This is a genomic window from Bacillus sp. 22483 (genome assembly GCF_052044605.1).
In the GTDB taxonomy this organism is placed as follows: domain Bacteria; phylum Bacillota; class Bacilli; order Bacillales; family Bacillaceae; genus Bacillus; species Bacillus altitudinis.
The window spans coordinates 1-18137 of the sequence record NZ_JBQENU010000020.1 but is presented as its reverse complement, the minus strand read 5'-3'; the positions used below and the strand labels follow the sequence as shown (position 1 = coordinate 18137).

At 39.8% G+C, this 18137-nt stretch carries 17 protein-coding genes, 1 tRNA gene, 1 other RNA gene, 1 pseudogene and 1 other annotated feature; of the genes and pseudogenes, 6 read left to right on the top strand and 14 right to left on the bottom strand.

What is annotated here, in order from left to right; all coding sequences use genetic code 11:
• Nucleotides 1-225 precede the first annotated feature (225 nt).
• The 7 genes from ACTJJQ_RS19115 to tadA form a co-directional block, all read right to left on the bottom strand.
• Nucleotides 226-489 (bottom strand): pro-sigmaK processing inhibitor BofA family protein, encoded by a 264-nt coding sequence (locus tag ACTJJQ_RS19115; protein ID WP_012009068.1) that lies wholly within the window; start codon nt 487-489, stop codon nt 226-228.
• 66 nt (nt 490-555) lie between these two features.
• Nucleotides 556-780, bottom strand: coding sequence for a YaaL family protein (locus ACTJJQ_RS19110; protein ID WP_008342008.1), 225 nt, complete (start codon nt 778-780; stop codon nt 556-558).
• 18 nt (nt 781-798) lie between these two features.
• On the bottom strand, nt 799-1395 hold the full coding sequence (gene recR, locus ACTJJQ_RS19105; protein WP_003218094.1) for a recombination protein RecR: 597 nt from the start codon (nt 1393-1395) through the stop codon (nt 799-801).
• A 15-nt stretch (nt 1396-1410) separates the two neighbouring features.
• A complete protein-coding gene (locus ACTJJQ_RS19100; RefSeq protein WP_008342011.1) occupies nt 1411-1734 on the bottom strand; it encodes a YbaB/EbfC family nucleoid-associated protein in 324 nt (107 codons plus the stop codon).
• Between the two features lie 25 nt (nt 1735-1759).
• The gene (gene dnaX, locus ACTJJQ_RS19095; RefSeq protein ID WP_008342013.1) at nt 1760-3472 is read right to left on the bottom strand and encodes a DNA polymerase III subunit gamma/tau; all 1713 of its coding nucleotides are present in this window, start codon (nt 3470-3472) and stop codon (nt 1760-1762) included.
• Between the two features lie 330 nt (nt 3473-3802).
• Nucleotides 3803-4067: signal recognition particle sRNA large type (ffs, locus tag ACTJJQ_RS19090), an RNA gene on the bottom strand.
• Between the two features lie 76 nt (nt 4068-4143).
• Complete coding sequence (tadA, locus tag ACTJJQ_RS19085) at nt 4144-4620, bottom strand: tRNA adenosine(34) deaminase TadA (RefSeq protein WP_008342015.1); 477 nt, start codon at nt 4618-4620, stop codon at nt 4144-4146.
• Nucleotides 4621-4699: 79 nt separating this feature from the next.
• Here tadA and ACTJJQ_RS19080 point away from each other — a divergent pair, with 79 nt between their 5' ends.
• From ACTJJQ_RS19080 to ACTJJQ_RS19065, 4 genes are all read left to right on the top strand, one after another.
• Nucleotides 4700-5254 (top strand): isochorismatase family cysteine hydrolase, encoded by a 555-nt coding sequence (locus ACTJJQ_RS19080; RefSeq protein ID WP_041091587.1) that lies wholly within the window; start codon nt 4700-4702, stop codon nt 5252-5254.
• Nucleotides 5255-5353: 99 nt separating this feature from the next.
• The gene (locus ACTJJQ_RS19075; RefSeq protein WP_151023375.1) at nt 5354-6601 is read left to right on the top strand and encodes a glycoside hydrolase family 18 protein; all 1248 of its coding nucleotides are present in this window, start codon (nt 5354-5356) and stop codon (nt 6599-6601) included.
• A 79-nt stretch (nt 6602-6680) separates the two neighbouring features.
• On the top strand, nt 6681-7304 hold the full coding sequence (locus tag ACTJJQ_RS19070) for a deoxynucleoside kinase (protein WP_144680513.1): 624 nt from the start codon (nt 6681-6683) through the stop codon (nt 7302-7304).
• The gene (locus tag ACTJJQ_RS19065; protein WP_024719578.1) at nt 7301-7960 is read left to right on the top strand and encodes a deoxynucleoside kinase; all 660 of its coding nucleotides are present in this window, start codon (nt 7301-7303) and stop codon (nt 7958-7960) included. The genes ACTJJQ_RS19070 and ACTJJQ_RS19065 overlap by 4 nt, the downstream gene beginning before the upstream one ends.
• Before the next feature lie 84 nt (nt 7961-8044).
• On the opposite strand, the gene ACTJJQ_RS19060 is transcribed toward ACTJJQ_RS19065, so the two are convergent.
• The 5 genes and pseudogenes from ACTJJQ_RS19060 to pdxS form a co-directional block, all read right to left on the bottom strand.
• Nucleotides 8045-8137: transfer RNA gene (locus ACTJJQ_RS19060), tRNA-Ser, on the bottom strand.
• Between the two features lie 132 nt (nt 8138-8269).
• Nucleotides 8270-8602 (bottom strand): annotated as a pseudogene (locus ACTJJQ_RS19055) (methyl-accepting chemotaxis protein); the annotation flags it as partial.
• 596 nt (nt 8603-9198) lie between these two features.
• On the bottom strand, nt 9199-10473 hold the full coding sequence (serS, locus tag ACTJJQ_RS19050; protein ID WP_008342028.1) for a serine--tRNA ligase: 1275 nt from the start codon (nt 10471-10473) through the stop codon (nt 9199-9201).
• A gap of 48 nt (nt 10474-10521) precedes the next feature.
• Nucleotides 10522-10737: a binding site (T-box leader), on the bottom strand.
• A 53-nt stretch (nt 10738-10790) separates the two neighbouring features.
• Nucleotides 10791-11381, bottom strand: coding sequence for a pyridoxal 5'-phosphate synthase glutaminase subunit PdxT (gene pdxT, locus ACTJJQ_RS19045; protein ID WP_050826823.1), 591 nt, complete (start codon nt 11379-11381; stop codon nt 10791-10793).
• 19 nt (nt 11382-11400) lie between these two features.
• Nucleotides 11401-12285, bottom strand: coding sequence for a pyridoxal 5'-phosphate synthase lyase subunit PdxS (pdxS, locus tag ACTJJQ_RS19040; RefSeq protein ID WP_025206589.1), 885 nt, complete (start codon nt 12283-12285; stop codon nt 11401-11403).
• Nucleotides 12286-12531: 246 nt separating this feature from the next.
• Between pdxS and pdxR the strand changes: the two genes are divergently transcribed.
• Nucleotides 12532-14010, top strand: coding sequence for a MocR-like pyridoxine biosynthesis transcription factor PdxR (gene pdxR / locus ACTJJQ_RS19035; RefSeq protein WP_008342034.1), 1479 nt, complete (start codon nt 12532-12534; stop codon nt 14008-14010).
• 41 nt (nt 14011-14051) lie between these two features.
• Here pdxR and ACTJJQ_RS19030 read toward each other — a convergent pair whose 3' ends face one another.
• Nucleotides 14052-15377: a D-alanyl-D-alanine carboxypeptidase family protein gene (locus tag ACTJJQ_RS19030; protein ID WP_008342036.1), complete on the bottom strand. Its 1326-nt coding sequence runs from the start codon at nt 15375-15377 to the stop codon at nt 14052-14054.
• 160 nt (nt 15378-15537) lie between these two features.
• A complete protein-coding gene (guaB, locus tag ACTJJQ_RS19025; RefSeq protein WP_008342039.1) occupies nt 15538-17004 on the bottom strand; it encodes an IMP dehydrogenase in 1467 nt (488 codons plus the stop codon).
• A 121-nt stretch (nt 17005-17125) separates the two neighbouring features.
• On the opposite strand from guaB, the gene ACTJJQ_RS19020 reads away from it, so the two are divergent.
• Nucleotides 17126-18094: a YaaC family protein gene (locus ACTJJQ_RS19020; RefSeq protein WP_159145295.1), complete on the top strand. Its 969-nt coding sequence runs from the start codon at nt 17126-17128 to the stop codon at nt 18092-18094.
• Nucleotides 18095-18137 lie beyond the last annotated feature (43 nt).

Sequence of the window (18137 nt, the reverse complement as noted above, 5' to 3'; positions counted from 1 at the left end):
ATGTATCATAGGATTTTTTTATAAAAACTCGAATTAACAGGTACGTTTTGTCTTGTTTAGTTTTCAAAGAACTTGTTTACCGCTTCAGAAGCGACTAGAACATCTTATCACATCCAAGTTGTTAGTGTCAACAACTTTTTTGTTATTATGTTTTTTCGTTTCTTCGTCATCAGCGACGTATATTAATTTACCACCATATATAATCAAAGTCAACAATATTTTGCATTAAATAATAAACTTTTCAATTACGACTAAAGCTGCTACACCTGGAATGCCCAACAAACCACTAATTCCGCTCGTTACAGGGTTAATGGAAACATGAAGCCCTAAACTCTCGCCGAATAAATTGAGGCAAAATAAAAAAAGAGCGCCTGCGACAAATTTTATTCCGATAAGCCCCAACCATTTGAATGGATTCGCTTGAACACCCGACATAAACAACAATAAAACAGCTAACAAAATTGAACCAATCACAATAACAGGTTCCATAATCCTCTCATCTCCTCTTCATATGAATAGTACAAGCATATGAGAGGATTATGGAAAATAGACCTGCTATCTCCAGTTGTTTAAACGTAAATTTCTCTTTTTCGCTTCTCTCAGATAGAAAAAGTACTTCGCTTGAGCAAGCTTTAATTCGAATAGAATGTCCGGTGAAGGCTCAACGCTATTTGCGACAAGCTTTTTTTGTCTGTTCCATTCTTCCTTTTGCTTAAAAAGCTGTTGAATTAATATCTCATCGAATTCTTTTCGAATTGATTTTCTGCGAAGAAAACCCATGTACCGTACTTCTCCTTCCTACATCTCACGTCTGCCTTCTAGAGCCTTAGAAAGTGTGACTTCATCCGCATACTCTAAATCTCCACCTACTGGGAGTCCGTGAGCAATGCGAGAGAGTTTAATTCCTGATGGTTTCAACAATCTAGAGATATACATGGCTGTCGCTTCTCCCTCAATGTTTGGATTGGTTGCAAGAATGACCTCTGTGACTTGATCGTCTTGCAATCTTTTTAATAGGTCAGGAATTTTAATATCCTCTGGTCCAATTCCGTCCATTGGTGAAATAGCACCATGAAGCACATGATATAAGCCGTTGTATTCTTTCATTTTTTCCATTGCGATCACATCTTTTGGATCCTGCACCACACAGATCACAGATTGATCTCTTCTTGTATCTTCACAAATATAACAAGGATCCTGATCGGTGATATGTCCGCAAACAGAACAATAAGTTAAATTACGCTTTGCATTAACAAGTGCCTTCGCAAAATCCAGCACGACATCTTCTTGCATACTAAGAACAAAAAAAGCCAGACGGACCGCAGTTTTAGGTCCGATTCCTGGCAATTTCATAAAGCTATCAATCAGCTTTGATATTGGTTCAGGATATTGCATCTTCAGTTATTCCTCCTAGAATAAACCTGGCATGTTCATTCCTTTTGTGAATTGACCCATTGTTTCATTTGTTAGTTCATCAACTTTTTTCAATGCATCATTTGTTGCTGCAAGTACAAGGTCTTGAAGCATATCGATGTCTTCAGGATCAACAACTTCTTCATTAATCGCCACATCAACGACTTCTTTTTGTCCATTTACTTTTACAGTGACCATGCCGCCACCTGCCGTACCTTCAAGGACTTTTTCTGCAAGCTCTTCTTGAGCCTTAGCCATATCCTTCTGCATTTTTTGCATTTGTTTCATCATTTTTTGCATATTTCCCATTCCACCGCGCATATGAACACCACTCTCTTTCAAATTGTTAATCTTTAATTTCAATTAAATCGGTTCCTACTAACTTCTTTGCTTCTGCAATTAATGGATCTTCTTCAGCAGAAGCTGCCTGACCATCTGCTTGTTCTTCAGGCTGATGATCTCTTAAAAATTCTTCTCTTATTTTACCCCATTGAGCGTCAGGAACGCCAACTAATTCCACTCTTTTTCCTAGCATAGATTCTAGCAGTTGCTCAAGATTGGTTCGAACACCACTTTTATCTTCGGCCACCATCTTACAATGTATTTCAAATTTGAATTTTAAAACAAAGGCATGAGTTGCCGCCGCAACTGGTTCACTATCTGTTAATAGCGCAGCGTGAGATACCTTATTTTGCTGTTTTAATTGGGCAAGAAGCTCTCCCCATTTGCCTTTTATTTTTTCTAGCTCCGGCCGCTTCGCTTCTTTTAAAATCTCATGAATTCGACCGACAGGTGCACGATAACCATTTTTATTACTCGTTTGAGGTCGAGGTGCTTCCGTTTTTGCTTGAGGACTCTGAGACTGAGTCATTGGAACACCCTCAGCTTTTAGCCTAGATAGCTCCTGTTCCAGCCTGTCTATTTTATTCGTTAACGCTGTTAGGTCGGAATCAGCCGGAGATGATACAGCACCAGCCGTTGACTGACAGAGCTTAACCACAGCTACTTCAAAGAAAATTCTAGGATGGTTTGTCCATTTCATTTCCTGATGGCTTTTATTCAGCACTTCAATCGTTTCATAAAGAAACTGAGGTGCCACACGTTCTGAAAGAGCCACAAACTTATCGTCGACTTTGACTTTTTCAAGGACACCTTCAAGATCCGGTGCTGTTTTGTAAAGAAGCATATCTCTAAAGTAGAAGATCATATCCTCTATTAATTTTGCGGCATCTTTCCCCTGTTGAAGCAATTCATTTAACGTATCCAGCGCTATCGCAATATTTTGCTCAAAAATGGCTTCAGCAAGCTGACTAATGAAATGCTGAGATACAGCACCTGTAATGAGCAGTGCATCATCAATTGTGAGCTGTTCACCACTAAATGAGATCGCTTGGTCAAGGAGGCTGAGTGCGTCACGCATGCCTCCATCTGCCGCACTAGCAATAATCTCGAGTGAACCCTCTTGTATATTTAGGCTTTCTGCATCTACAATTTTCTCCATTCGTCCAACAATATCTTTTGTCGTGATCCGTTTAAAATCAAATCTCTGACATCTTGATATGATGGTAAGAGGAATCTTATGAGGCTCTGTGGTAGCCAAAATAAAGATACAATGAGCAGGTGGTTCCTCTAGCGTTTTAAGAAGTGCATTAAATGCCCCGATAGAGAGCATATGTACCTCATCTATAATATAAACCTTATATGTAACCGCTGAAGGAGCAAATTTCACTTTATCACGTATATCCCGAATTTCATCTACCCCGTTATTTGAGGCAGCATCTATTTCAATCACGTCTGAAATCGAACCGGTCGTAATCCCTCTACAGGCATCACACTCATTACACGGCTCACTAACAGGTGACTTTTCACAGTTCACTGCTTTCGCAAAAATCTTGGCAGCACTTGTTTTACCTGTTCCTCTAGGACCTGAAAATAAGTAAGCATGAGAAAACTTTTTCTGCAAAAGGGCATTTTGTAACGTTTTTGTGATGTGTTCTTGTCCAACAACATCCTCAAAAACTTGAGGTCTGAACACTCGGTATAAAGCTTGATAACTCACAAATACGCCCTCCTCCATTTATCATCATGTTCATTATACATGATGCAACGATCAATTCAAAAGTACACCTTTATTTTCTAATAAACGAAAAAGAGCATTTCCTTTAAAGACTTTTTACTTTTCTTGATTAAAAAACGTGTTTTCCTGCTTTCTGAAAATGTCTGTCAGATCAACAAGAACATTCGTTCCCTTTATGAATTGCTTCAAAAATACCTCACCCGAAAATGGCTTTTTTACTATTTGTATAAACAAAACAACTGATATATTCTTTCAATAGCAACAAAAAACTCACCTAGATAAACTAGATGAGTTACATTTAATATTGATTTACCGTGCACCTTCTGTCGATTCGCTACCCCAAGCGTTACTTAAACAGTTAGCTCGGCCCAGGCAACCCTGCGGCACATGAGAGGTTTCACTTAATGCTGCTTCCTTCCGGACCTGACATGGTTCATGAATTCCCATTGCGCAGGACCCAGACGTCAACACCACTTATTTAAGGCAGACCTTGAAGTAAACGAACCTTGAGAAGGGATTCGGCCTCGCTAGAGCGGATTGCGAGTACAGGGCACCGCTACCTCCCCGCTTAGCACGGCAAAATGAATATTAAATTGTTGGTGACGCAGACATAAGTATACCTTCTAAGTGATAAAATTGCAAACGACATCCATTCATTTACTTTTCGCCTGCTTCTTACGCTGACGGAGGTCTCGAAAGAACTGACTTAACAGCTCACCACACTCATTTTCAAGCACACCACCAATGACTTCAGACTGATGATTGAACCGCTCATCGTCCAATAAATTCATTAAAGTACCAGCACATCCACCTTTAGGATCATAGGCACCAAAAACGACCTTTTTCACTCTTGAAAGTACAATAGCGCCTGCACACATTGGGCACGGTTCGAGTGTAACATAAAGTACAGCATCTTCTAAACGCCAGCTACCAGTCATTTTACACGCTTCATCAATAGCAAGTAATTCCGCATGAGCAATTGATCGCTGTTCACTTTCCCTTAAATTGTGAGCACGGCTTACAATTTGATCATCAACAACGATGACGGCACCGATTGGAACTTCTCCTATTTGTTTTGCTTTCAAAGCTTCAGAAATAGCTTCTTGCATAAACTGTTCATCTTTCGTCATAGCACGGCTCTCTTTTCATGTTTTTTTAAAGGATATTGAGGTTAACATATTATCACAATCTTTTAAAGGGGGTCTTGATTTGCCAAAACAACAAAAGGCACTGCTTATTATTGACATGATCAATAATTTTGATTTCGAAATGGGACATGTGCTCGCTGAAAAAACAGAGCAAATGACCAATAAAATTTTAGCCCTTAAACAACACGCTTTCAAGAAAAATTGGCCAATTATCTATATCAACGACCACTATGGACTCTGGAAGGCTGATATCAAAGCTGTTATGGAAACATGTAAAAACGAAAGAAGTGCCCCTATTTTAGAGCAAATGGCACCATCTAAAGATGATTACTTCTTAATTAAACCTAAGCACTCTGCTTTTTACGGAACAGCACTAGAGACACTCCTAAATGAATTAGGTGTGCAAGAACTTATTTTAACTGGAATTGCCGGAAACATCTGTGTCCTGTTCACTGCAAATGACGCTTACATGCGAGAGTACAACCTCACTGTACCTAAAGATTGTATTGCTTCAAATGATGATAGGGACAACGAGTACGCTTTAACGATGATGGAGAACGTTCTTCTCGCCAAAATCACAACCACTAAAGAGATCACGGATGAAAATCAAACATGATTTATCCATCACCCTCATAAATTGTTAGCAATAACAAAGGGGGCGTTGACCATTCAAATTTATGTTGTCAAAAGAGGAGATACGTTAAATGAGATTGCCATGCGTTTTAAAACAACGGTAAATGAAATCATTCGGACCAACGACATCGAAACACCAAATCAACTAGTCGTTGGACAAACAATTGTCATCCCTATTAGAGGTCAATTTTATGAGGTCAAACAAAATGATACACTTTATCAAATTGGAAGAAGATTTCAAATTTCGGTAGAAGAATTGGCACGTGTGAATCGGATTCGACCTGAAGCTATATTGCCTATTCGCTTCTTGCTTTATATTCCACAAAGACCGAAAAGAAATATTAATTCTAATGCTTATATAGAACCACGCGGAAACCAAGTCAGCGAAAATTTAAAGCAAGCAGCCAGAGAGGCATCTCCATACTTAACACATCTCGGCGCTTTTAGTTTTCAAGCGCAAAGAGACGGAACACTTCGCGAGCCACCATTAGATCAATTGCCTCAGATCGCCGCTCAAAGCAGAACGGTTTTATCCATGGTAGTCACAAATTTAGAGAATGATAAATTTAGTGATGAACTCGGGCGAATCCTTTTAACAAATCAATCTGTCAAAACGACATTATTAAATGAAATCGTCCGCGTTGCTCAAAAGTATCAATTAAAAGAAATCCATTTTGACTTTGAATATTTACGCCCAGTTGATAAAGAAGCCTACCTTCAATTTTTAAGAGAAGCAACAACTCGTTTTCATCAACAGGGTTGGACTATTTCTGTGGCACTCGCTCCTAAAACAAGCAGTGAACAGAAAGGAAAATGGTATGAGGCGCATGACTATGAAGCAATTGGAAAGATTGTTGATCATGTTGTGCTAATGACTTATGAGTGGGGCTACAGCGGCGGGCCTGCACAAGCCGTCTCTCCGATCGGCCCTGTCCGCCAAGTCATTGAATATGCACTGACTGTCATACCTGCCAATAAAATTGTGATGGGGCAGAATTTATATGGATATGATTGGACACTCCCTTATGTTCAAGGAGGCCCTATCGCCAAAGCCGTCAGCCCTCAACAAGCGATCGCCATTGCTAGAGAGAATAATGTATCCATTTTATATGACGAAACAGCACAAGCACCTTATTTCCGTTATACAGATGCTAATAACAAAGAACACGAGGTTTGGTTTGAAGATGCAAGATCCATTCAAGCCAAATTTAATCTCATTAAAGAGTTAAACCTAAATGGAATTGCTTACTGGAAATTAGGTCTATCCTTCCCACAAAACTGGTTGTTGTTATCAGATCAATTTAATATTGAAAAAAGAACGACATCGTAATTCATACGCTCTATCTCTCAGAAGGGGTATGGTACAATATACATTGGTTTGACAACTTTATAGATAGAGGAGAACGCCTATGTATCCTGCCCCTTTTATTGCAGTGGAAGGCCCAATTGGAGCCGGAAAAACAACCTTGGCTACAATGCTTTCAAAGGAATTTCAATTTCCTTTAGTAAAAGAAATTGTAGAAGAAAATCCATTCTTAGATAAATTTTATGAAGATATGGAACAATGGAGCTTTCAGCTTGAGATGTTCTTTCTATGCAATCGGTTTAAACAGTTAGAATCTATTGAAGAGAACTATGTCAAAAAACATCAGCCGATTGTCACTGATTATCATGTCTATAAAAATATGATCTTTGCAGAAAGAACCTTATCTAAAAAGCACATGGATAAATACAGAAAGATCTATCACTTGCTGACAGATGATCTTCCTAAACCAAATGCCATGATCTATATAAAAGCCAGCCTTCCCACCTTACTTGATAGAATAAAGATGAGAGGCCGATCTTTTGAAGAAGACATTGATCCAGCTTATTTAAAAACCCTGATTGAAGATTATGAGTTAGCCATCGAGCATTTAAAACAAACTGACCCAGGTCTTCCTATCATTACAATTGAAGGCGATCATACAGACTTCGTTTCCTCACAGCAAGATTACCAGCAAATTGTACAGAACATAAAGGAGCAAGTACTATGAAAAATATTGAAATACCAAAGGATGCTGTCATTACAATTGCAGGGACAGTTGGTGTCGGAAAATCGACCATGACGAAAACAATAGCGGACAAGCTAGGGTTTCAAACTTCTCTCGAAAAAGTAGATGATAATCCATACTTAGAGCCTTTTTATTCAGATTTCCAAAGATGGAGCTTTCATTTACAGGTCTATTTTCTAGCTGAACGTTTTAAGGAGCAGAAACGAATCTTCGAGTCTGGTGGAGGTTATGTACAAGATCGGTCCATTTATGAGGACACTGGTATTTTTGCTAAAATGCACGCAGACAAAGGTACCATGTCAGAGGTAGACTATGAAACGTATACGAGTCTATTTGAGGCGATGGTGATGACACCTTACTTCCCTCACCCAGATGTCCTCATTTACTTACATGGGGATTTAGATCATATATTACATCGTATTGAAGAGCGCGGGAGAGAGATGGAAACTCAAACCGATCGAGCATATTGGGAAGAAATGTACACTCGATATACAGAATGGATCGAACAATTTGATCTGTGCCCTGTGATTAAAATTAATATTGAAGATTATGACTTACTTCATGATGAAAGCTCACTTGATCCAATTCTTCATGAAATTGCTTCTGTTATTCAAAAAAATCGCTCTAACACAAAATAAAAAAAACCGCTGCATTTCTCGAATGCAGCGGTTTGACAATTTCCAATTTTTATGCGTTTCAATTCAACTAAGGTAAAATCAATATGGCGGAGGAAGAGGGATTCGAACCCCCGCGGGCTTTGACACCCCTGTCGGTTTTCAAGACCGATCCCTTCAGCCGGACTTGGGTATTCCTCCGTATCGACAAGAATTAATATATCATATCATCTTATTTTAAGTCAACATCTTTTCGAAAAAATTTTCAACATTTGATTTTGGTATGATGTTTAGCCTATAAAAAGCAGCCGATTATCGGCTGCTCTTCATCTCTTACGTATCCTGTCTAATTTCTTCTATAAAAAGATTCATCTCTTCTTTAAAATCATTTAATGACTCAATTATCTTTGTAAAGTCTGTCACTTGTTTAGCTTGTTCGTTTGTTGAACTGCTGATTTGTGAGATATTTTCAGATAAAGTGCCAATGCTGTCTTGGATTTCTTTTAAAAATGCATTAATGGTTTCAGCTGCTTCCTTTGATCCATCTGATAACTTACGCACCTCGTCTGCAACAACAGCAAAGCCTTTTCCATTTTCACCTGCTCTTGCCGCTTCAATTGCAGCATTGAGTCCTAACAGGTTTGTTTGTCTCGCAATACCGCCAATGGTTTTGACGACTTCTTCAATGTTTGCGGATTTCTCTTCTGCTCTTCCGGCCTGCTCACTAATTTCTAAGCTTGTCGCAGCCAGTTCTTGAGAATGAGCAGCAATTTGCTCAATTCCACCTTGTAACTCTTTCGCTACTTTATTGATATGTTCCATATAGCCGCTTAATTTCTTCTCACGATGATGTGAAAAAGCCACTAAAAAAGAGCCAATCACTTTTCTATCTTCATCAAAAATCGGATAACCTTTTACAGCAATTTCATAACCATATAAAGACTCTGGCAAATGCCCATCATATTCTTGTCCTCTTAATGTCGTCGCCACGTTTTGGTCCTCTGGGTTTAAAGCGTCCCCTACTTTAATGCCAAAATCTACTGTGGTCGATGGATAATAGCAAAGTACCTTTTCTGTATCAGTGATGCCGAAAAGGACACTTTCATCTAGAACTTTTCTGAGTAATTGAGCCATTTCAACATAATAGTCAAGCCTATTCAAGGTTATTCCTTCTTTCCTAGATGCTTTTAGTTCTTTTATCGGCTTATTTTAGAAAAGCTGTAGAAGTTTAGGTAAAAAGAATAAGATGCCATGACGGCATCTTATTTTATCACTTCTTTATTTCCCATATAAGGACGTAACACCTCAGGAATAATCACTGTTCCATCCTCTTGTTGATAGTTTTCTAAAATGGCTGCAACAGTTCTTCCTACTGCTAAACCAGATCCATTTAATGTGTGGACGTGTTCTGGCTTTGCTTTAGGCTCAGGGCGGAAACGAATGTTTGCTCGTCTCGCTTGGAACGCTTCAAAGTTACTGCAAGAAGAAATTTCACGATATGTATTTTGGCTTGGAATCCATACTTCGATATCGTATTTCTTCGCAGCCGTAAAGCCTAAATCTCCTGTACACATGCTCATGACACGGTATGGCAGGTTCAATAATTGAAGAACTTTTTCTGCTTGGTTTGTTAGTTTCTCTAATTCTTCATAAGAATCTTCTGGTCTGACAAATTTCACAAGCTCTACTTTGTTAAATTGGTGCTGACGGATGAGTCCGCGCGTATCTCTGCCAGCAGAACCAGCTTCTGATCTAAAACAAGCACTAAATGCTGCATAATTGATTGGCAGCTGCTCTCCTTCAAGAATTTCGTCACGGTGCATGTTCGTAATTGGCACTTCAGCCGTTGGAATGAGGAAATAATCTTCTTCTCGAATTTTAAAAGCATCCTCTTCAAACTTTGGAAGCTGTCCAGTTCCTGTCATGCTTGCTCTGTTTACCATATAAGGTGGTAATACTTCAGTAAAACCAAATTCATCTACGTGTAAATCCAGCATAAAATTATAAAGTGCACGCTCTAACCGTGCGCCTAGCCCTTTATAAAAAACGAAACGGCTTCCTGTCACTTTTCCTGCACGTTCAAAATCCAAAATTTTCAGCTCATCGGCTACATCCCAATGCGGCTTTGGTTCAAATGAGAAGGCTGGCTGTTCGCCCCATTTTCTCACTTCAATGTTGTCATCTTCTGTCTCACCGACTGGTACAGAATCATGAGGGATGTTTGGAATTGAGAACAGGATGGTTTGCAGGCTTTCCTCTACTGTTCTTAATTCATCATCCAACTTCTTAATCTCATCGCCTACCTCACGCATTTCTTGAATAATGTGATCGGCGTCTTTCTTTTCTCTTTTTAGAACAGCCACTTGCTGTGATACTTCATTTCTTCGGCTCTTTAATACTTCTGTTTTGCCGATTAATTCTCTTCTTTTTTGATCCAGCTCACCAAACTTATCAAAATCCGCTAAATCTTCGCCTCGATGGGCTAATTTTTCTTTGATTTGATCAAAATCCGTGCGCAGTTGTTTAATATCCAGCATGTGTAACACTCCTTTTTTGTCGAAAAATAAAAAGAGCCCTCATCCCATGAAAGGGACGAGAGCTCTCGCGTTGCCACCCTGATTGAAAACACGCCAAAAGCATGCTTTCCTCTTTCCTCTGTAACGGCATCACCGTAAATGCTTACTTCGTGTTTCAGCATTTCGCTCAAGGATGGATTCAGAATGCATCTTTCACCGATTCTCACCAACCATCGGCTCTCTGAGAAAGAGGGGCTTCTTACTATTTCCCGTCAACGCTTTTTCGATCTTTGATTGTGATTTTAATGTACTATAAGTTTTATCTATTTTCAACCGTTTTATACAGCAAGCTTCGTTTTATAGGACTCCACCATCTCAACAAACAGCTGTGTTAACCGGTGGTCGTCTGTCAGCTCTGGATGAAAAGAACAACCTAAGATATTGTTTTCTTTTGCCATCACAATCCTGCCGTCATACTCAGCCATGACCTCTACGCTCTCATCTGCGCTGATGATATGAGGCGCACGGATGAACACTCCTGTAAACGGCGCATCCAGTCCTTTCACTTCTACATCTGCTTCAAAGCTGTCTACCTGTCTGCCAAACGAATTACGTGCAACAGATACATTTAACAGTCCAAGATGAGCATCTTCTCGATCTTCTATATGCTTTGCCAGCATAATCAAACCGGCACAAGTCCCAAATATCGGTTTACCTTGAGCAGCGAACGCTTTAATCGGTTCAATGAATTGGTACGTATCCATGAGTCTTCTCATCGTCGTACTTTCACCACCAGGGATAATGAGACCGTCAACAATTTCTAACTCCTCTACCCGTTTGATGATCTTTCCCGCTACGCCACAAGCTTCAATCGATTGAATATGCTCTCTCACCGCTCCTTGAAGCCCTAGTACACCAATTGTTAGCATGTTCGTCGCGCTCCCTTAATTACCAGCCACGCTCTTGCATACGCTCTTCTGGCAATAGATTTGAAATTTCAATTCCTTTCATCGCTGTTCCAAGCTCTTTAGAAAGCTCTGCAATCAGACGGTAATCTGTGAAATGAGTCGTTGCTTCTACAATCGCTTTTGCAAACTTAGCTGGATTGTCTGATTTGAAGATACCAGAGCCGACAAATACACCATCTGCTCCAAGCTGCATCATGAGTGCTGCATCTGCTGGTGTCGCAACACCTCCAGCTGCAAAGTTTACAACTGGCAATTTGCCTTCTTTTTTAATTTGAACCAATAATTCATAAGGTGCGCCCAGATTCTTGGCTTCTGTCATCAATTCATCTTCACTCATTGCCGCCACTTTACGAATTTGAGCATTGACCTTTCTCATATGACGAACAGCTTCTACAATGTTTCCTGTACCAGGCTCACCTTTTGTACGTAGCATTGAAGCGCCTTCTGCAATACGGCGAGTCGCCTCACCTAGGTCACGACAGCCACATACGAAAGGTACCGTGTATTCATTTTTATTTAAATGGAATTCCTCATCTGCGGGCGTCAGCACTTCACTCTCATCAATATAATCAACACCAAGTGCTTCAAGAACACGAGCTTCCACGATGTGGCCGATACGTGCTTTTGCCATGACTGGAATCGTTACTGCATTTTGTACTTCTTCTACGATTCTTGGATCTGCCATACGGGCAACACCGCCTGCTGCACGGATATCAGCTGGTACTCGTTCTAGTGCCATTACTGCCACTGCGCCTGCTTCTTCTGCGATTTTTGCCTGCTCAGCATTGACGACATCCATAATGACGCCACCTTTTTGCATTTCTGCCATTCCACGTTTTACTCGTTCAGTTCCCTTATTGCTCACAATTGTTTCCTCCCATTTGTCTATTCGATTGATTCAACACCTTTATCATACAAGCGATAGAGTATAACAATAAAGAGAATAGTATAACAATTCAATCAGCTCACAAAAAAGGATAAACCCTTATACATCAAGGTTTTATAGTTAAAAAAGCATCATTACCTCTTTTAAGAGTAATTGACATGTTATAATGTAACTATAACAATCTGAAACCATGTATAACAATTTCACGCTCATTGGAGGATTTTCATGCATATTGATATCCATCGACATTCAGATACATCTCTTTCGAATCAGATTTACTTTTCCATCGTTGATCACATTCAATCAGGTCTGCTTCAGCAAGGCGATAAGCTGCCGACTGTACGTGATCTAGCGAAACAGCTGAATGTAAGTCTTGTCACAGCAGCAAAAGCCTATACACGGCTTAAGGACGACGGATTTTTAACGACTGTACAAGGAAAAGGTACGTTTGTGAATGAGCAGCATGAGCAAACTGACATCCCGGTTCAGTCATCTACTTCTTTCGATTGGCAGTTATCGATTCCAGATTATTTACCAAGGTCTCAATTCGCTCAGTATCACTATGTCGAAGAAGCCATTAATCTTTCTTCCTCTATGATTGATCCTGGTCTTTTACCTAACCGGTATTTAGAAAAAGAAATGCAGCATGTCCTAGCCCGGCATCCTCAAATCATGTCAAAATACGGAGAAATACAAGGTGACCTTCAGCTTCGTCAGGTCATTCAATCATTTCTAGAAAAATTAGATGTCCCTTCTACTCCTGAAAATATCCTTGTCACTAGCGGTTCTCAGCAAGGGCTTGATTTAGTAGCACGTACATTTATCGGGCCGGATGATGTAGTTGTCATGGAGGCGCCCACCTATCCAGGCGCAATTGATGTCTTTATGGGGAGAGGGGCACGAATTATTACGGTTCCTGTCGATCATGAAGGAATGAACATGAAACAGCTTCAAAGCATTTGTGATAAATATAAACCAAAGCTCATCTATACCATTCCTACTTTTCACAGTCCTACAGGCGCCAGTATGTCGATGAAACGAAGAAAACAGCTGCTTTTACTGGCACAAAGCATTGATTGTCTCATTGTAGAAGATGATCCTTATCGTGAGCTTTATTTTGAAAAGAAACCGCCGGCACCCATTAAAAGCCTAGATCACGATGGACACGTCATATATTTACGAGGATTAAGCAAGACACTGGCTCCAGGATGCAGAATTGGAATTATTACAGCGTCAGGCTCTATATTTAACCGTTTATTAGCTGCAAAAGCCAATAATGATTTAGGGAGCCCGCTTCTCACCCAAAAGGCGATCTTACCGTTTCTCACTTCCAAGAAAATGATCGATCATACGAAAAAATTAAGAACTGCCTTGAAGGTGAGACGCGATTTGATGATGGATGTGTTGACAAAGCATGCGCCAAAGGACGTCACCTGGCAAATCCCACAGGGCGGGCTCAATTTGTGGCTTAGCTTTCCTTCCTGGGTCGATACACGTGCCCTATTACATGAGGCACGGAAGCAACAAATCACCTTCCTGCCTGGCTCTGTCTGCTATCCTGGGGAGCCGAAGCAGAATTATATACGTCTGAGTTTTTCTTATGTGAATGAAAAGGCACTGACGGAAGGTATGGAAAAGTTATGTGGTATTTTTCAGCAGGCCTTGTCTACACCTCAAAACCACAAACAATCTCTTTTCTTTTAACGATAAAAAAACTGCTCTCACATAAAGAGAGCAGTTTTTTATTAGAACCAACCTTTTACTGTGTCGACGATTCCGCCCCAAATGCCAGCGAAGAATCCACCTACACCACGCATTGCAAGGATGAACCAGTTTGCTTTTTCATCACCTGTTTTCGTCACAAGCTCAACACCTGATTGGTCTTTACTCAAATAGCCGTAGTCCTTCTCATCACCAGAATAAGAAGTCGTCAGCATGCCAACCTTCGTTCCTTTTTTAATAGGAGCTTCTAGGTTCTTTTTATCAATATTTACTTTCGCTTTATAGCTCTTCTCGTCACCATTTTTAACCGGTACAGAGAAAGCTTCTTTCGTCACGACGGGTACTTCTTTATCTTTCCCTTTATCGACTTCGATGTTTTCATGTCCCTTGATTTGTTGGCCTTTTTTGTACATTTCTTTCATCGTAAAGTTTTTAAAGGCATAATCGAACAATTTTTTCGCCACATCAAAACGAGCTGTATGAAGATTCCCTTTAGCATTCAGGACAACTGCGATCACACGCATGTCACCACGTTTTGCTGTACCTGTGAAGCTAGAACCAGCTGAATCAGTAGAGCCCGTTTTCAGACCGTCTACGCCTTCATATTCTTTCACAAGTCCTTTAAGCATAAAGTTCCAGTTTGGCATGTCCATTTCGTCATCTGTGCCTTCTCTGAACTTTGTTTTCGCGATGCTTGCTGTTTCAAGAATTTCTGGATGATCTTTGATGAGATGCTGTGCAAGCAAAGCCATATCCTTTGCGGAAACTTCGCTTTCTTCATCAGGTCCCGTACCTTTAGGCTGTTTGCCATGTAAGTCTTTATTTTCTAATCCAGTTGCATTCACGAATTTGTAATTGGTTAAGCCAAGTTCTTTTGCTTTTGCATTCATTTTTTCAACAAACTTTGATTCTGATCCAGCGATTACCTCTGCTAGACCAATTGCTGCTGCATTTGCTGAATAAATAGCCGTTGCTTGATAAAGTTCTTTGACAGTATACGAACCATCTTTTCTCAATGGAACATTGGATAAACTGCGGTCCTGAGAAATTTCGTACACGTAATCATCTGGCGTATATGTTTGATCCCATTTCACTTTGCCTTCAGCAATTGCCTCTAGTAATAGATACTCTGTCATCATCTTTGCCATACTTGCAATAGGCAGTCTTTGTTCTGCGTTTTTACTATAAAGAATTTTACCTGTAGAAGCTTCAATAAGGATGGCTGCTTTCGCATTCACATTGAATGGATCTTCAGCCGCTTTTGCTTTGGACATTGGGGTAAATGCAGTAACAATCAATGCCAATGCAAGGATAGAGACCATAAGCTGTTTCAACATCTTGCTGTTCAATCGTCATACCTCCGTATTCATCTTTTTTCGACGTTTTTCATATATATTTAATCCACAAGGGCTTATTTCGACACAACAGTATAAATTTTATCACAATAAAGACAAAAAAAATAGACAGAGTCATAGACCCTGTCAAATGTAATTTGATTGTCACAATTTATCAAGAAATTGTGTAGTTTGGTGATTCTTTTGTAATTTGTACATCATGTGGATGGCTCTCACGAAGACCTGCACCTGTCATGCGAATGAATTGTGCTTCTTCTCTAAGAGTACGTAAGTCCTGTGTTCCACAATAGCCCATACCAGAGCGAATACCGCCAACAAGTTGGTAAACAGTGTCAACAACTGGTCCTTTATACGGTGTACGTCCTTCGATACCTTCTGGAACGAATTTTTTGTTATCTTCTTGGAAGTAACGATCTTTACTTCCTTTTTCCATTGCAGCAACAGAACCCATACCACGATATACTTTGAAACGTCTGCCTTGGAAAATTTCTGTTTCTCCTGGGCTTTCAGATGTACCAGCAAGAAGGCTTCCCAGCATAACAGCATGTCCACCAGAAGCTAATGCTTTCACGATATCACCTGAATATTTAATTCCACCATCTGCAATAATAGATTTACCATGCTTTCTTGCTTCTGTTGCACAGTCATAAATCGCTGTGATTTGTGGTACACCGACCCCTGCAACAACACGTGTTGTACAAATCGATCCTGGTCCAATACCCACTTTTACAATATCTGCTCCAGCTTCAAACAATGCTTTTGTTGCTTCAGCTGTTGCAACGTTACCAGCAATGATGTTAAGAGAAGGATACGTTTCACGGATTTTCGATACAGTGTCTAGAACACCTTGAGAATGACCGTGTGCTGTATCAATGACGATCACATCAACATTGGCTTCTACTAATTTTTTCACACGAGTCATTGTATCGCCAGTGACACCTACAGCGGCACCAACAATTAAACGGCCATGTGCATCTTTAGAGGAGTTAGGGAATTCAATCACTTTTTCAATATCTTTGATGGTGATGAGACCTTTTAATGTTCCTTCGTCATCTAAAAGAGGTAATTTTTCAATTTTATATTGCTGAAGGATTTTTTCAGCTTCTTCTAATGTTGTTCCAACAGAAGCTGTCACAAGTTCCTCTTTTGTCATCACGTCGCTAATCTTCATTGAATAATCCGAAATAAAACGAAGGTCACGGTTCGTAATAATCCCAACAAGCTTTTGATCTTGTTCGTTATTAACAATCGGTACACCAGAAATACGATATTTACCCATTAAATGTTCTGCATCGAATACTTGATGATCCGGTGTTAAGAAAAATGGATTTGTAATAACACCACGCTCTGAACGTTTTACTTTGTCCACTTGTTCAGCTTGCTGCTCAATAGACATGTTCTTATGGATGATTCCAAGACCACCTTGACGTGCCATTGCAATCGCCATTTGTGATTCCGTCACAGTATCCATTCCTGCACTAATAATTGGAATGTTCAGCTTTAAAGTGCTTGTTAACTCAACTGATAAATTGACATCACGCGGAAGCACCTCAGACTTTGCTGGAACAAGCAACACATCGTCAAACGTCAAACCTTCTTTTGAAAATTTACTTTCCCACATTAGTAAATCCCCCTCTTTTCGGCAAAATATTATATGTAGATTATCAACTAGGAAACAGCATGTCAAGGAAGCAACAAACAGTTGCAATTTTTAGAAAATATAAAGAGAGTTGAGGAAGAAGATGAAAAGTTCAGGATGGAAGGATTTAAAACGTTTTTACTCACTTGAAACTTCCCAAAAGTTTCTATTTCAACAGTACGAGAAACGGAATATTCAGGATGCAAACCAACAAGCCTATAAAAACTGTGAACGATTTATTTACTTTTTAAAGCACGGTCATACATTTTATGACCAAGCCGCATCAGCTCCGCTTGAACTAAAACCGATTTTATTGTTTTATGGAATGGCACAGCTGTTAAAGGCATGTTTGCTGACAGTGGATCCCGACTATCCTTCTCAAACCTCTGTCTTAGCTCATGGTGTCACCTCAAGAAAAAGAAAGAAGCAACATTATCGTTTTAGTGAGGATGAAGTCAAGATTCAGCGAAACGGATTATGTATGCATGTATTAAAGCACTTATTTCATTTAAATGGTCTTGAAGATGAACGATTTACGATGATCAATCTCCTTTCAAAAATACCTGAAATGGGTCATATTCTAGAGTTTCAAAAACAACCCTCTACTTTAGTGAAAGTAGAGCAAGCCAATGGCATGTTGATTCAAGATCATATTCCTTTGCTCTATAATATGTCTGCCGAACGTTTTATTGAATATTTTGAGTTCCATACAACTTGGAAGCTTAAGCAACGAGAGGCCAAAAAGCTAATATTTGATGTATTTTCAGAAGAAAACCCTGCTCTTGCTACTCATCTTCATTATGATTTAGAAATGAATCAATGGTTCATTCCAGCAACACGAGATGCCTTTTTAGGGATTCCTGAGATCATCAGCCATTACTTGTTAATGTATAACCTCAGTATGATTGCCCGCTACGAAACAGAATGGTGGTACGAGCTTTTATCTCAATATATTAGTGATGATTATGTCATGATTGAACGTTATATGGAGATTGCAGAGGATAAGTTTCCAGCTTATATCATGATGCTGCTAGAAGAAAACACAAAAAAGACCAGTTCCGACTGGAACTGATCCTTTGAAAAGCTTGGCGGCGTCCTACTCTCACAGGGGGAAA